Origin of the sequence: Pseudoalteromonas sp. GW168-MNA-CIBAN-0100, assembly GCF_040309225.1 — a bacterium.
Taxonomy (GTDB): domain Bacteria; phylum Pseudomonadota; class Gammaproteobacteria; order Enterobacterales; family Alteromonadaceae; genus Pseudoalteromonas; species Pseudoalteromonas arctica.
This window is the reverse complement of record NZ_JBEOOL010000593.1, coordinates 1-269: the sequence shown is the minus strand read 5'-3', so window position 1 is coordinate 269 and position 269 is coordinate 1. Positions and strand designations below refer to the sequence as shown.

The 269-nt window shown below is 40.1% G+C and carries 1 protein-coding gene; it reads left to right on the top strand.

Translation table 11 applies throughout. The features are described from left to right. Positions 1-29 precede the first annotated feature (29 nt). Positions 30-269 (top strand): DMT family transporter (locus AAEY62_RS22580; protein WP_350636655.1); only part of this gene is annotated, 240 nt, incomplete at its 3' end.

Genomic DNA, 269 nt, shown 5'->3' with positions numbered 1-269 from the left:
AACAGCTCGCAAAATAAATAGGAAAAAATATGAGTTGGGTATTTTTATTTTTAGGTGTTATTGCAGAAGCAATGTCGCATGTGGCATTAAAACAAACAGATGGCTTTACTAGGTTACTGCCCAGCATAGTGGTGTTATTGGGCCATTTGGCTGCGTTTGTTTTTTTAGGCCAAGCAATGAAAGGCATGCCTGTAGGTATTGTGCATGCGATGTGGGCAGGGTTAGCTATTGTTACCGTTACGCTACTATCTACCCTTGTATATAAACAG